Source organism: Bacillus cereus group sp. N6, from assembly GCF_016483705.1.
GTDB classification, from domain to species: Bacteria; Bacillota; Bacilli; order Bacillales; family Bacillaceae_G; genus Bacillus_A; species Bacillus_A wiedmannii.
On sequence record NZ_JAEHBI010000051.1, the window covers coordinates 1 to 14,184 of the forward strand.

Here is a 14,184-nt window from a genome sequence, read left to right on the forward strand (position 1 = left end):
GATCAAAAAGCTTTTCCGATAACAAACTGGAAAAGAGCAATACACGAAACTTTATTTCAGTATGAAAATGAATTATTTGCTAAGGAAGATCCACAAGGTGAGCTCGTTCTACGAGAACATATTTCAAAGTATTTATATCATGCTCGCGGGGTACATTCTTCACCTGATCAAATTATTATTGGAGCAGGTACGCAGCCTCTTCTTTGGCTACTACTTCAACTACTTGGTTCAAAAAAGGAATTCGGAATCGAAAACCCTGGATTTCACCGTATTCCTGCTATGATTCAAAGTTCTGGTCTTACCGTTCACCCCATCCCTTTAGATGATAAAGGAATTCATATTTCCGCTTTACGTGAATCGGGTTGCAATGTAGCGTATGTCACTCCATCTCACCAATTTCCACTTGGAATCATTATGCCATTATCTAGAAGACTCGAGTTATTAAAATGGGCGAATGATTGTAAGGGCTATATTATTGAAGATGATTACGACGGGGAATTCCGTTATATAGGAAAACCTATTCCTTCTTTACAAGGACTAGATGCAAATGAACGTGTTATTTATATGGGAACTTTCTCGAAATCTTTTTTACCTTCTTTACGAATTGGATATATTGTTTTACCACCTCATCTGTTAAGAGCCTATGAAGAGCTTGGTGGTATGTTTAAACAAACTGTTTCTACGCTGCAGCAACTTACCTTTGCCACCTTTATTCAAAATGGTGATTGGGAACGTCATATTAACCGAAGTCGGACGTTATATAAAAGAAAACATATTTCTTTAATTAAATCTATTACAAACGAGATGGGAAATAACGTCCATATACTCGGTGAACAATCCGGACTTCATATTGTACTTCACGTTCATAACGGGATGAATGAACAAGAACTTATTCATGCAGCCGCAAAAGAACGTATTAAGTTATACCCTCTCTCCACATACGATTCTGTTCATAATGTAATGGATGAGTCGTATGTATTGCTCGGTTTTGGCAGTATTCCAGAGGATCGTATCGAAACTGTAGTTCAATTACTGAGAAAGGCCTGGTTCCCTAAATAAGAATAGCTCCACGTAAGTTATACTTACGTGGAGCTATTTTCATTCACTATTTTTCTGTTCTCGCTGCCCTTCCTGGCCGCTTAACACCAGTTGTTTCTGTTGAATAGGAAGCTTCAATGATAGCAGTTGGATCTACAGAGAGAACGAGATCTTTCATTTTTGGATAAATGAAACGGTTTGTAATACAATAAATGATTCTCTTATGTTCTCCTAAAAAACCACCTTCTCCATGTAGATACGTAACGGATAATTGCAATTCTTTCATAAGCAGATCGCCTATTTCTTTATTTTTACCAGAAATAATCATGACGCTCTTTCCTTGGTTAATACCATCTAATATGAAATCAATCATCTTCGTAACAATATAGAAAATTGCTAATGAGAACATCGCTTGTTCGATTGAAAATAAAATCGCTACAAATGTGAAAATAACTGCATTTACAGCAAGTAAAAATGTACTAATCGGTACTTTAAAGTGTTTGTTCATCCAAACCGCTAACATTTCTGATCCATCTATTGCGCCACCCATTTTAACAACAATCCCAACGCCTATTCCAAACAGTACGCCACCATAAAGTACAATTAATAATTCAGAAGTTGTAATCGCCGGAAATGGTTTTAAATAGATTAATCCAAGTGTTGTAACTACATTTGCATAAGATGTACGGATGAAGAACTTCTTCCCCATTACTTTTGCGGTAAATAGCAGGATAGGAATATTAAGTCCTAAAAACACTCCGTAAAGCGGTAATCCAGCAACTTTATTTGCCATAATAGCAATGGCCGTTACCCCACCATCTACTAAGCCATTAGGTGCTAAAATAAGCTCTAATGAACCCGCTACAATAATCGATCCAATTGTTAATAATACGTATTCAAATACTCTTTTCATTCATTACCCCCAAAACTTATATATTTTCTTAGTATTATTTTAACGTAATTTTACTACTAATTCAAAGATATGAGTTTATATACACAAAAGTTTCACCTTTACAGTGATTTTTTATGTAATTTATTTACAGAAACACACTTACGTATTACAGTAAGTGTGCTCCAAACATTTATTTAAGTTTTAAGTATGAATTCATTTTCATTTTTAATATTTCATCAACTGCCCTATTATACCCACCAGCATTTCTAAGGGACTCACCAACTTTACGACTATTTTCTTTAAATGTCACATCATCCATTACTTTTTCTACAGTCTCACGTAACAATTCAGAACTTAATTCTTTACGATTAATCCTTATTCCAGCCCCTACTTCACTCACTCGTTGCGCAACTAAAGGCTGATCTCCTGTTACCGGAATTACAACTAACGGGACACCGTAATATAGTGCTTCACTCGAACTATTCATACCACCGTGTGTCACGAATACATCAGCATGCTGTAATATTTCTAATTGCGGTACGTAATTATACAACTTAAAGTTATTCGGAATGTTTTCAAATTGATTTAAATTTATCTTCTTACCAACAACTAATACGACTGTCGCTTCTACATCTTTAAACGCTTCAAAACATTTTTCATATAGTTCAGGTTGTTCATTAAAAACTGTTCCCATAGAAATGAAAATCAATTTTTCATCTTTTAAATCTTCCATAGAAAAGCTGTCTACTTCTTTTCGAGTAGCAATTGATGGGCCGACAAACTTATACGATTCATCGAATACATCTGAACGCGGCTGGTATTCTTTTGAAGTATATACAATAGTAATATCACCAGGATGATTCATAATATCATACATACTATTACATTTCATTCTATACTGCCTATTCCATTTTTCCATTCCCGCTAAACAAGATTGATATAACGGATTCGTTTCATCTACTTGTCTTGATTTTTGTTCATCATTAAAATTAATGTACTGATTAAAAGCAAATGTTGTACAAGAAGAAACGCTAGGTAATTTTAAAATATTGGCTATAATACGTCCTACGGGAAAATGATTATCGTATAGCAAGTAATCGTACTTTTCCCCTTTTGTTTCTTCTACAATTTGAGTCACAATACGCTCTGATGCTTCAATCATATGAGATAGCATCGTCAAAGGACTCCCACCTTCATTTACTCGTTCCATAATATTAATTTGAGAGAGGAAATTCTCAAACACTCGGAATTCTGCACCTGTTGCTTCAATCTTCTTTCTATAATCTCCAATACAATACGAAACAACTGTCTCCCCTCGCCGAATTAACTCACTTACAATAGCTAAAGTCGGATTTATATGACCTTCTCCGGGAAAATTTATTACGAGTACATTTGCCATCATATTCTCTCCTATCTAACAATATTAATAGTTAATTATATTAATTAATTTAAAACTATTATAAAGGAATCTATTCTACTTCTTCATATTTTTCACTTCATTTTATTATTGAGAAATATTTTTCATAACCTACATTATAACTCTTATAAAAGTATGCTTAACCTTTCATTTATTGAAAAATACGGGAGTTACATTCAGGCATTTTTACAGATTTATCATCAGAAATATTATTTTGATAATTCATACAAAAGTAGAAAAATATAATTTCCACACTGATTTCTCACTATAAATTTATTTAAGTTCTAAGTTGTCCTCATCATTATCCACTTGGAACATATTCTGTTATATAATGAATTTATAGAATTTACAGAAAAAGAGGTAACTTCATGCTACAACAACTATTCACTTCACCTATTTTATCTATTCAAGCTTTACACCCAGGTTATGAAGACCATGCAAGCGATGTGTTTCTCGTCCGAACAGAAGATGCAGAAGTCATCGTTCGTTCTTCTAAAATGAATGAAGAGCCAAATTATGATTTTTGGTGGGGATGTAAAAACCTATTTGGAATTGATCCAAGGAACGTACATCATTTAAAAGCTGTACATACATTGCTGCAAGAACATACTAATCTTCCTATCCCAACAATATTAGAAAAACATATTTTAAATGGCCGTGAATTCGTTGTAGCCGAAAAGTTAGTAGGTAACACAGTTCAATCTTTTATCGGGCAACCAGATTCTATTTTATTCAGTCTAGGAAAAGGGCTTGCAGAAATACATACATTTAAAGCCGATTACATAGGAAATGTGTCAGGTTCCTTCCAAATTACACTAGATGAATTCCAATCACACATTTTAAATGTGAGTAAAGAGCTTGTGAATATGTTTTATTCCGATAATGAAAGCATACAAAATGCATTTCCTACTTTTGAATCACAACTTTCTTCCTTACCAGCACCAAAGGAATCAACGCTCGTTTTAATTGATATGGACCCTACTCAGTTTTTATCAGATGGTACAACTATTACGGGATTAGTAGATACAGAAGCCTATGCCGTTGCTCCCCGGGAGTTTGATTTTATCGGCTTAGAATATGTGTTTACAGAAAAAGAGGCACATGCTTTTAAACAAGGTTACGAAACCATTATGCCCCTTCCTCATCTTGCAGAATGTAGACCTCCCTATCGATATTTGTATCGGTTATTATCTGTTCAGGGCAGTGTGGAGTTAAAAAAGTGGCTTAGTCATCCATCCTATTTTTAAATACGAATGAGAGGGGTTATGAAATGAATATTGAACAAAAGAAATCTTTAATAGCAAACGAAATTCAGCAAATGAAAGATTTAGCTCATATTTGTGGGCAACACGATCAAATTGATTACTCATCAGATTTACATATAAACTTTTTAACTGCTCGCAATAATGAAGAGGTATATGATTTCCTATTTTATGATAATACTCAATTAATCGGTGCATTAAGTATGTATGATTTTGAAAGACCGACAAAACTGGAGTTAATAGGGTTTGTTCATCCGAACTATAGGAAACAACATATAGGCACTACTCTTTTACAAACCGCAATGAAAGAAATACGAATAAGAGCGGCAGATGAAGCTCTTCTTATTATGAATGGGGATTCTGCTTCTGGGAAAGAATTTGCAAGACATATGAAGTTACCTTATTTATATAGTGAATATAGTATGGAGTTCAAAGCTAAAGAAGTTCAAAAAACAACAAAGAATTCTATACAGCTTACTCTTGCATCTTCAGGGTCACTTCTTGATCTTATTGAAATTTCCAGTAAAGCTTTTGGAGATTCAGCAAAAAATACCGCTACATGGTTACAAAGAATGATGAATTCCCCTTCCTATCAAGTTTACTGTGCTCTTATCGACGAAAAAGTGATAGGAACGATTACAGTTTCTGAGCAAGAACAATCTACTACACTATCAGGATTCGCCGTTCATCCTTCTTATCAAGGTAAAGGATACGGAAAAGATATTCTTAGTTATATGGTACATACCCTTATTACAAAAGGAATTTCAACAATTGAATTAGACGTCGAAACGAAAAATAACCACGCTTTAAAACTATATACACAATGTGGTTTTGAAATGAAAAAGAAGCATGACTATTATAATGTAATGAATCTTGAGGTGAATACATATGTGTAAAAAACTAATTTATTCTGATTATGATATTTTCGCATCCATTTATAATAAACATTGGGGGCATTATGCTGAACACTCCTATCTACTTTTGGAAAAACTCGTTTTACAATATGCACCACCACATTCTCATATTTTAGATCTTTGCTGCGGGACTGGTCACCTTACTAAGAAATTAATTGATAATACTTTTTTAGTAACTGGTATAGATGGTTCTGCTCAAATGATTGAATACGCACGTCAAAACGCGCCAGACGCAACCTTTATCGTCGATGATGCTCGTTATTTCAATATAAATGAGCAATTTCACTATGTTATCTCTACTGGCGATAGCTTAAACCATATTTTAAAATTAGATGAATTAAAAAATGTTTTTCATAATGTTTACTCCGTATTACATAGCGAAGGTACATTCGTATTTGATATGAATATGGAGAAATGTTTTCTTGAAAATTGGATTGCTTCATTTCATATTTCAGCGGAAGAATATGTATGTACAATTGATTCTACATATGATAAAGAAAATAAAAAAGCAGAAATGAACTTTATACTATTTCAACATAACATAGATAATAATTGGAAAAGAAGTGACTTTTCTTTTGAGGAAGCTTGTTATTCCAATGAAGAAATAATTTCTTCATTGGAATCTGTAGGTTTTAAGAACATTCAATTACACGGTACAAACAGAACATTTTTCATTTGTCAAAAATAAAAAAACTGAATCATAACGATTCAGTTCTTTCTTAGTATATTTACGACAGCAGCCGTTTCATTATTTTCTTTATACACTCGCGGGATTCTTCTGTCTAACATACAAGTAACTTCATAGTTAATTGTACCTAACATATCCGCTACTTCTTCTACCGCAATTTCTTCTTCACCTTGTTTACCGTAGAATACTACTTCATCCCCAACTTGTACTGGCATTGCTTTTGAAACGTCTAACATAAGTTGATCCATACAAACACGGCCAATAACAGGTACTCGAACTCCATTTATTAATGCATGCCCTTTATTAGATAACTGACGATTATATCCATCAGCATAGCCAATCGGTACAGTTGCAATCCATTCTTCACCAGTCGTTACATACGTATTCCCATAACTTACACCGCGATTCTTCTTCGCATGTTTAATATGAGCTACTTTTGATTTTAATGACAACGCAGGCTGTAAAGAAACGACTGCATGATCTACCTCTTTTGAAGGATACATTCCATATATTCCAATACCTACACGAACCATATTTTGAAATGTATTGCTAAGCTCCATTGAACCTGCACTATTTGAACTATGAATATATGGAATATGAATTCCTAATTCTTTTGCTGCATTGACAGCTTTCTCAAATAAACTTGTTTGCATATTCGTATATGATTTATCAATTTCATCTGCCGTAGAGTAATGTGTAAACATTCCTACTACCTCTACATACTCCATACGGTTTAATTCTTCTAAAAATGGTTTAACCTCTTCTTCTTGTAAACCGATACGACTCATTCCTGTATCAATTTTCACTTGAATTTGCGCTTTCTTTTGAAGACGGTTTGCGATTTCATTTATACCTTGTAAATCTTCACTTCTATAAACAGTCATCATAACGTCATATTGAATTGCCTCTTCCGCAGCTGCTACTGATGTATAACCTAAAATTAAAATCGGCACGTTAATTCCTGCTTCTCTTAACTCTATCGCTTCATCTACAAATGCAACTGCAAGCTGATCTATTCCTACTTCAATAGCAGCTTTCGCAACTTCAACCGCCCCGTGACCATACCCATTTGCTTTTACAGCAGCCATCATTGCAATATTTTCATCATTCACACGCTTTTTAAATTCTTTTACATTATGTTTTACTGCATTTAAGTCAACTTCAATAATTGTATCTCTTCCATATTTCAAACTCATTGGTCTAACTCCTAACTCAATAATTGCATTCCATTCTATTTCACGTTTCATATGACCTTTTACAATATAATACTTTTCAATATGCTAGTCAAACTACTAGAATTTTCGGAATTTTGAGTATGATATAATACCCTTAAGAAACTATTATATACGGAGAAGAGGAGAATTACAATGTTTGTACAATCTGCATTGCATCAACTACAAGTTGCTGTTGATACTTCTATTCAAATGCTTAACCAATATAATGAAGATAGTTTAAAAATACAACCAATTCACTCGAAGCGAGCTTTATTTGAAATGTGTGCACACCTTTCTCTGATTTGCCATGCGGATTTACTCATTTTAAATGGTAGTACTGAAAAACAACTACACACTTTCTATAAAGAACAAACACCCGAAACAATTACGCAAATGCAAAAAACGATGCTACAGGGCTACGATGTACTTTCTAAAACTTTTTTATCCTATTCCAATGAAGAATTAGCGGAAATTAAGACTGCTTATTGGGGTATTTCTTATTCCCGTTTTGAATGGTTGCTTGAAATTGTTGCACACTTTTATCATCATCGTGGGCAAATTCATATTTTATTGCGCGAGCACATTAAAGATCCTAACATACCTTTATTCCAATAAAGGTATGTTAGACGACATGAAACTTCTCTAAAGCAAATAAAATACCACCTTCACTCGCCTTCTTTGTAACGAAATCAGCTTTTGTTTTTAGTACTTCTCCGCCATTCCCCATCGCAATTCCTAATCCTACATATTGCAACATCTCAATATCGTTTCCACCGTCACCAAAAGCAATTGCTTCTGATTTACAAATGTTTAAGTGATCCAATACTTTTTGAATTGCGGTGAGCTTCGATACTTTATTATCTTCCAATACATTTATGACATAACCATGAAAACGGTCGAATGTAAGCATTGGGTATTTTTCAATAAATTTTTGAGATTCTATTTCATCCGCATACAAACATAAACAATAGATCTCTTCAGACAAATCCTTGCTTTTTTCAGGGTACTCCCCTAAATTTAACGTCTCGCTAAGTGCTTGCATTACACGCTCATTATCTGAGGCTATTCCGTTCATTGTAAAATCCTCAGTAAAATAAGAAACGCCGTGACCATGTAATTCTGCAAACTCTGAGATATCATGAACGATTTCACTTGAAAGTACCGATTTATGTAGAACTGTTTCCCCACACTTAATATGTGCACCATTTGCAGAAATAATTGTATGTATGCCCAGCTCTTTAAATTGCGAACATAAGCTATATGGTCTCCCTGTTGTAACAACTACGTGAATTCCTTTATCTATTAATCTTTGTATCGCTTCTTTTGTACTTTTGTGCATACTTCTATCAATCTCACTTAAAAGCGTACCGTCAACATCAAAAAACACTACTTTGTACACGGGTCTTTACATCCCGTCCAAATGATTCGTATCATTAATGAAATGTACCGTTTTTTGTTCGCCATCAATTTCAATTAAGCTTATTCCCGTATCTCCCATTTTAAAATAATAGTCCATTGAAATGGGCATTTTGAAAAACGCACGTAATAGACTATTTATTACACCACCGTGTGCAACGATTGCTATCCGTTCATACGTATTCTCTGTCACGATTTTAGAAAAGATTCCTTCTATTCTCATTCTAAATTCAATAAATGATTCCCCATTTTCAAAACGGTCATGAAGAAACTTTGGCTCTGGATATTTCTTTGCTTCTTCAAAAGATAAGCCTGCTTGCACTCCGTTATTAAACTCCATTAATTCCTCTTCTAGTTGAATTGGGCATCCAATTCCTTCAGCTAACGTTTCACCAGTTTCACGAGCACGCTTTAATGTACTTGCCCAAATAAAATCTGGTGGAAAATCTACTTTCACTTTCTGTACAAGCCTTTGCACTTGCTGTCTTCCTTTTTCTGTTAATTCAAAGTCAGCTCGTCCTTCATGTACGTTTAAGATATCAGCTTCTGATTCTCCGTGGCGTATTAATAATATTTGCACTTGTTTCCCACTCCCTTGTTTAATATCCACAAAATTCCATTATATCATATTTTAAATTTTATTTAACAAAAATATATTACTTTGACAGTTTTTTAACCGTCTAGTAAACGTGTTATTCCACTTAACATTTCCAAACACTCTAAACTTATAATTCTTTAAAAAGTGACAAACAAAAAAGCCCTATCCATAATGGCAAAGGACTAATATTTTTTATCCTACTCAAAAATAAAAAGAGAAATGGCATCCCATTTCTCTTTTTCACTCTTATTGTTCTTTTTGTGTATCTGAAGAAGGCAATTTCTTCGCTTGTTTTTCTTTAAAGATTTCTCCAATGGCCCCGAGAGTACCAAGCGTCTCAATTGCATTAGATGGAATAAAGACTTTATTTGCTGGCCCTTTCGCAACCTCAATCAATGATTCAAATGATTTATAAGCAAGTATACGTTCATCTAAATTCGCTTCACGAAGTAATTCAATTCGGTTTTGTTCTGCTTTTGCGATTTCCTCGATCGCTCTTGCTTCCCCTTGCGCTTCTAATTCTTTTGCTTCTTTTATACCTTCAGCTTCTCGAATACGTGCTTCTTTATCCCCTTCAGCCATTAAAATTTTACTTTGCTTTTCCCCTTCAGCACGAAGGACTTTATCTTGTTTTGCGGCTTCCGCTTCTAATATGATTGCACGTTTATTACGCTCTGCTTTCATTTGTTTTTCCATTGATGCTTGCACATCTTTCGGCGGATTAATATCAACAACTTCAACACGTTCAATACGAACGCCCCATTTTTCTGTTGCTTCATCAAGTGCTAAGCGAATTTCTGTTGAAATTTTTTCACGACCTGATAACGTTTCATCCAGTTCCATATTACCAATGATTTGACGCATCGTTGCAGAAGTAATGTTACGAACACCATATTCATAGTTTGAAATACCATATGTCGCAAGTTCCGGTTCCACAATTTGATAGAAAATAATTGTATCAATCTCTACTTGTACATTATCTTTCGTAATTACCTTTTGCGGTGGTACATTCGTTTGTTGAATACGTAAGTCATGATATACACGAACTCGATCTACAATCGGGATTAATAAATTTAATCCTGGCTGCATAACACGTTGAAACTTACCAAATCTTTCAACGACTCCAACTTTTTGCTGTGGAATAATTTTAATTGTTAACGCGATAAATGTAACAACAATTAGTGCTAAAATAATCGTTAATGTTAATGCTACTGCCATATTTATTCACTCTCCTTTTTAACTTGTAATATAGTACTATTCCTCTTTATAACAATAACTTTTTCTCCAACATCAATTGGATCATCTGCAATAGCTGTCCAAGTATCTCCATCCACCTTCACAATACCATTCGCTTCATTTGTAATCGCTTGCATAACAATGCCTTTTTTACCGACAAGCAAATCTACTGTATCAGTAAAACCTTTTGCTTCTCGAAAGTTTTTTGAAATTCTTTTCGTAAAGAAAGTCAATGTTAAACTTACAATCGCACCAGCAACAACTTGTAACAGTAGTGCTTCAGGGGCAAACAAAGCAATTAGACCTCCGACAACAGCTCCAATTCCAAGCCAAAGCATATAAAACGTAATCGACAACAGTTCCGCAATAAATAAAATACCAGCTATTATAAACCAAATTACCCAAGCAGCCATATGCAACCCTCGCTTTCTTTCTCATTTTCTATATGTATATGAAGAAAAGAATGGTTTATCCGCCCTTTCTTATACCGGGGCATTTACTACAAGCTATTGTACATATTCACTGTTATAAAAAGTATCAATAAAATACTATATTAATATATTCTTCATTATACATGACATTTCCTTTCAAAAAATGACAAAAAATTAAATTCTTTCACAATTCCAACTTTCAAATTATAATTATTCTAACTATTTGAATGTTTTTCCTCAGGAAGGTTGTGTACTTATTGCAAAATCGTTCACTAATTTACTATTTAGGCTCTAAAATATGCATTACTCTCGCTGACATCGTATACATCATGATTATTACAACTCATATGTATACCACAACGAAATCAGCTACATTAACCGCGCTTTTTCCATTAGTACAAGTCATAACTAATCTTATAGCAAATACATCTGCACCACTTATCATGAATCGTTTTTCATCTTATTCCTTACTTTTCACACTACAATGGACAAAAACTGTTCTATTATTTTTATTAATGATATTATTCCCAGCCCTTTCCTCAAACGTTGTAACACTATTCATTTTCATTTTTTTCATTTCTTTATGTAGCGGCTGGAGCGCACCGTTATTATACGGTATCCTTCCTCGCCTTACACGAAAAGAACAATTAGTAAAAGTAAATAGTATTTTTTCCTTTTCCACACAAATTGCGCAAGCCGCTGCTTATTCATTTACAAGTGTTATAGTTCTTCTTATCGGTGCTACTTCTACACTCATGATGAATAACATTTTGATGATTTTTGGGTGTGTTGCACTACACGTTTCATTACGTTCCATACATACTGAACGAGTAATTGAACCTTCTTCTTCAAAAGGCGCTGCTTTACTGGAAGGTTGGAAACTCTTATTTCAGAACCCCTCTCTCCGTACCGTTACATGTATGGACTTAATTGAGACTTTCGCAGGGACGATATGGATCGGCGCTATTACGATGGCTTATGTAACAACTGTCCTTCATAAAGGAGAAGAATGGTGGGGATATATTAACACAAGTTATTATGCGGGGACGTTAATTGGCGGGATATTAGCGTGGAAAATGAGTACATACATTCAAAACAATTTAATACGCTCCATGGCGATAGGCTCTCTTATGTTTAGTATTCTTACATTTTTATATGGTATGACAAGTAGCGGGTTTATTGCGCTTTTTCTATGCGTTCTAATGGGGCCATGTTATCAAATTAGAGATATTTCTCAAACGACGGTTTTACAATCCAGCGTCGCTCCTTCTTTATTATCCAAAATGTATACAGCACACGGCGCACTTCTTTCAACAGCTTCTGGTCTTTCTATGCTTAGCGTTGGCATTATTACCGACCTGTTCGGTGTTCGTACTATTTATATTCTCGCTTCTATCCTTATATTGTGCTCTGCTTGTTTATCATTTAACTTATTAAAATATGATAAAACAGAGAAAAAAGATATTTCACTTTAATGAATAAAATAAATAGGACAGGAATTCCTGTCCTATTTATTTTATTCATGATAAGTTAGGGATTTTCCGATGCTTTGTCGCTTGTTCAAAAGCGTATGCTAGTTTAATCAAGGTCCCCTCAGAAAAAGCAGTGCTTGCAAGAGTAATTCCAAACGATCTTCCGTTATCCATATATCCCGCAGGTATCGCTATAGACGGATAACCTGCTTTCGCACATATAGTCGAGCCGATATAGGAAGGGAATAGAATCGCATCAAGATCATATTTTTTCAGTGCAAAATCAATACCTTGTTCTTGTGAAAAATATATATCTGCTAATCTTGCATTTAAATATTCTGGATTTCTTAACGTATTAGGAAAATCTTTTCTTCTTTCTAACTTAGTTTGTCCATATTTTAAAGCTCTTTCAGCTATGTTTTCATTAAACGCCATTAACTCTGAAATAGAATGTACTGGCATAGTAGAAGGTAATTTAGAAAGATAGTTATCTAAACTATGCTTTAATTCATAGAGCGATACTCCCCAGCTCCATTCTCTATGAAAAGACGGAATATCAATATTTTCTACTACTGTTGCTCCCTCACTACGCAATACTTCAATCGTTTCCTTAAACAATTTTTCATCATATTCACCAGTTTCATAATAATCTTTTGGTGCATTGCTATATACACCAATCTTTGCTCCATGTAAACCGTTAACATCAAGATATTTTGTATAATCATGTTCTGCTATACCTTCACTTTTATGAGTAGCTACATCCTTCTCGTCTACCCCAGTTAAACTCCCTAGCAAAATAGCAGCGTCTGTAACCGTTCTAGCAAATGGACCAGCTGTATCTTGCGAATACGTGAACGGAATAATGCCTCTACGACTAATTAGACCAACAGTCGGTTTAATACCGACTACAGAATTTTGAACAGCCGGGCTTAAAATAGAAGCATCCGTTTCCGTTCCAACAGATACTACTGTAAAGTTAGCAGCAACTGCAATCGCAGCCCCCGTACTAGAGCCACCAACAAACATATCATCCTCGCCCGTCCCATATGGATTGATTGTTTGTCCACCTCTTGCACTATATCCAGCCCACATGTCAAAAGACATTGCATTTGCTAATTCTGTCATATTTGTTTTTCCTATTATTACTGCTCCTGCTTCTCGAAGTTTCGTAACGAGAAATGCATCTTCACTACTTATATTTTGTTCCAGGGCAATCGTACCTGCACTTGTATGCATAGAGTCATTCGTTTCAATATTGTCCTTAAGTAAAACAGGTATACCATGTAATGGTCCCCGTCCACCTTTTGTCTTTCTTTCATAATCTAGCGCTTCTGCAATAAAAATAGCGTCTGGATTGATTTCTAAAATAGAATTGATTTTTGGCCCTTCTTGATCATATTTCGCGATTCTATGAAGATAATACATAACTAATTCTTTTGAAGTTAATTGCCCAGCTTCCATCGCTACTTGTATATCATGAATTGTTAATTCTTTTTGTAATCGAGCATTGAACTGAATCTCCATCTTCATTCTCCTTCTTTAAAAGCTTTTATTGATAACGTGTATCTATTACTTTTTCATTTTCTCCGCTCCTCGCATATACAAC

At 34.5% G+C, this 14,184-nt stretch carries 14 protein-coding genes; 6 read left to right on the forward strand and 8 right to left on the reverse strand.

All coding sequences use genetic code 11. From position 1 onward, the window contains the following. A partial coding sequence (gene pdxR, locus JDS99_RS25280) for a MocR-like pyridoxine biosynthesis transcription factor PdxR (protein ID WP_199695927.1) occupies window positions 1-1,059 on the forward strand: 1,059 nt, incomplete at its 5' end. Window positions 1,060-1,105: 46 nt separating this feature from the next. On the opposite strand, the gene JDS99_RS25285 is transcribed toward pdxR, so the two are convergent. Further along, entirely contained in the window at window positions 1,106-1,951 is an 846-nt protein-coding gene (locus tag JDS99_RS25285) for a YitT family protein (protein ID WP_097889434.1), read from the reverse strand. Between the two features lie 169 nt (window positions 1,952-2,120). Continuing rightward, window positions 2,121-3,329 (reverse strand): macrolide family glycosyltransferase, encoded by a 1,209-nt coding sequence (locus JDS99_RS25290; RefSeq protein ID WP_199695928.1) that lies wholly within the window; start codon window positions 3,327-3,329, stop codon window positions 2,121-2,123. Between the two features lie 386 nt (window positions 3,330-3,715). Between JDS99_RS25290 and JDS99_RS25295 the strand changes: the two genes are divergently transcribed. The 3 genes from JDS99_RS25295 to JDS99_RS25305 are packed head-to-tail and all read left to right on the forward strand — an operon-like array spanning window position 3,716 to window position 6,211. Further along, on the forward strand, window positions 3,716-4,594 hold the full coding sequence (locus JDS99_RS25295; protein ID WP_199695929.1) for a protein kinase family protein: 879 nt from the start codon (window positions 3,716-3,718) through the stop codon (window positions 4,592-4,594). 23 nt (window positions 4,595-4,617) lie between these two features. Beyond that, the gene (locus tag JDS99_RS25300; protein ID WP_199695930.1) at window positions 4,618-5,505 is read left to right on the forward strand and encodes a GNAT family N-acetyltransferase; all 888 of its coding nucleotides are present in this window, start codon (window positions 4,618-4,620) and stop codon (window positions 5,503-5,505) included. Further along, window positions 5,498-6,211, forward strand: coding sequence for a class I SAM-dependent methyltransferase (locus tag JDS99_RS25305; RefSeq protein ID WP_199695931.1), 714 nt, complete (start codon window positions 5,498-5,500; stop codon window positions 6,209-6,211). The genes JDS99_RS25300 and JDS99_RS25305 overlap by 8 nt, the downstream gene beginning before the upstream one ends. Before the next feature lie 20 nt (window positions 6,212-6,231). On the opposite strand, the gene alr is transcribed toward JDS99_RS25305, so the two are convergent. Continuing rightward, the gene (gene alr / locus JDS99_RS25310) at window positions 6,232-7,407 is read right to left on the reverse strand and encodes an alanine racemase (RefSeq protein WP_033662679.1); all 1,176 of its coding nucleotides are present in this window, start codon (window positions 7,405-7,407) and stop codon (window positions 6,232-6,234) included. 171 nt (window positions 7,408-7,578) lie between these two features. On the opposite strand from alr, the gene JDS99_RS25315 reads away from it, so the two are divergent. Next, window positions 7,579-8,040 (forward strand): DinB family protein, encoded by a 462-nt coding sequence (locus JDS99_RS25315; RefSeq protein WP_199695932.1) that lies wholly within the window; start codon window positions 7,579-7,581, stop codon window positions 8,038-8,040. Between the two features lie 7 nt (window positions 8,041-8,047). Here JDS99_RS25315 and JDS99_RS25320 read toward each other — a convergent pair whose 3' ends face one another. From JDS99_RS25320 to JDS99_RS25335, 4 genes are all read right to left on the reverse strand, one after another. Further along, entirely contained in the window at window positions 8,048-8,824 is a 777-nt protein-coding gene (locus JDS99_RS25320) for a Cof-type HAD-IIB family hydrolase (protein ID WP_199695933.1), read from the reverse strand. Window positions 8,825-8,830: 6 nt separating this feature from the next. Then, window positions 8,831-9,421: a histidine phosphatase family protein gene (locus JDS99_RS25325; protein ID WP_199695934.1), complete on the reverse strand. Its 591-nt coding sequence runs from the start codon at window positions 9,419-9,421 to the stop codon at window positions 8,831-8,833. Between the two features lie 264 nt (window positions 9,422-9,685). Further along, window positions 9,686-10,657, reverse strand: coding sequence for an SPFH domain-containing protein (locus JDS99_RS25330; RefSeq protein WP_046954938.1), 972 nt, complete (start codon window positions 10,655-10,657; stop codon window positions 9,686-9,688). A gap of 2 nt (window positions 10,658-10,659) precedes the next feature. Next, window positions 10,660-11,088: an NfeD family protein gene (locus JDS99_RS25335; protein ID WP_087982739.1), complete on the reverse strand. Its 429-nt coding sequence runs from the start codon at window positions 11,086-11,088 to the stop codon at window positions 10,660-10,662. Window positions 11,089-11,363: 275 nt separating this feature from the next. Between JDS99_RS25335 and JDS99_RS25340 the strand changes: the two genes are divergently transcribed. Next, window positions 11,364-12,581 (forward strand): MFS transporter, encoded by a 1,218-nt coding sequence (locus tag JDS99_RS25340; RefSeq protein WP_199695935.1) that lies wholly within the window; start codon window positions 11,364-11,366, stop codon window positions 12,579-12,581. Window positions 12,582-12,626: 45 nt separating this feature from the next. Here the strand turns inward: JDS99_RS25340 and JDS99_RS25345 are convergent, their stop codons facing one another. Further along, window positions 12,627-14,102, reverse strand: coding sequence for an amidase family protein (locus tag JDS99_RS25345; protein ID WP_199695936.1), 1,476 nt, complete (start codon window positions 14,100-14,102; stop codon window positions 12,627-12,629). Between the last annotated feature and the right edge of the window lie 82 nt (window positions 14,103-14,184).

Coding starts and splice junctions, on each gene's coding strand:
- JDS99_RS25285 (WP_097889434.1), bottom strand. CDS start 1,951: ATGAAAAGAGTATTTGAATACGTATTATTAACAATTGGATCGATTATT.
- JDS99_RS25290 (WP_199695928.1), bottom strand. CDS start 3,329: ATGGCAAATGTACTCGTAATAAATTTTCCCGGAGAAGGTCATATAAAT.
- JDS99_RS25295 (WP_199695929.1), top strand. CDS start 3,716: ATGCTACAACAACTATTCACTTCACCTATTTTATCTATTCAAGCTTTA.
- JDS99_RS25300 (WP_199695930.1), top strand. CDS start 4,618: ATGAATATTGAACAAAAGAAATCTTTAATAGCAAACGAAATTCAGCAA.
- JDS99_RS25305 (WP_199695931.1), top strand. CDS start 5,498: ATGTGTAAAAAACTAATTTATTCTGATTATGATATTTTCGCATCCATT.
- alr (WP_033662679.1), bottom strand. CDS start 7,407: ATGAGTTTGAAATATGGAAGAGATACAATTATTGAAGTTGACTTAAAT.
- JDS99_RS25315 (WP_199695932.1), top strand. CDS start 7,579: ATGTTTGTACAATCTGCATTGCATCAACTACAAGTTGCTGTTGATACT.
- JDS99_RS25330 (WP_046954938.1), bottom strand. CDS start 10,657: ATGGCAGTAGCATTAACATTAACGATTATTTTAGCACTAATTGTTGTT.
- JDS99_RS25335 (WP_087982739.1), bottom strand. CDS start 11,088: ATGGCTGCTTGGGTAATTTGGTTTATAATAGCTGGTATTTTATTTATT.
- JDS99_RS25345 (WP_199695936.1), bottom strand. CDS start 14,102: ATGGAGATTCAGTTCAATGCTCGATTACAAAAAGAATTAACAATTCAT.